This is a genomic window from Pseudomonas sputi (assembly GCF_021603585.1).
GTDB lineage: Bacteria > Pseudomonadota > Gammaproteobacteria > Pseudomonadales > Pseudomonadaceae > Aquipseudomonas > Aquipseudomonas sputi.
Map to the genome: position 1 here is coordinate 1 of NZ_BQHI01000099.1, position 255 is coordinate 255.

Annotated in this window: 1 protein-coding gene; it reads left to right on the top strand. The window is 58.4% G+C overall.

Annotation, left to right across the window (positions count from 1 at the left end):
* A partial coding sequence (locus L6D81_RS29460; RefSeq protein ID WP_236183013.1) for a hypothetical protein occupies nt 1-255 on the top strand: 255 nt, incomplete at both ends.

Here is a 255-nt window from a genome sequence, read left to right on the forward strand (position 1 = left end):
CGCTGGTGCTGGATCTTTCCAATGTGCCGAAGATCCTTCAGGCGGCCAACAACGGTGATGGCGCGGAGCTGGACGTTTCGGCGCTGACTGGCAACGCCACCTTGCGCGCCTCCGTCTGGCCGTTTATCGCGCTGGGGCAGAAAGTGTGGCTGCGCCTGGTCGGTACGAACGATGACAACACGTCTTATGCGAAAACCATCTGGAATGGTGGAAACGCTCAGACAAACCAGGGCTGGATCAACAATGGCTACTACG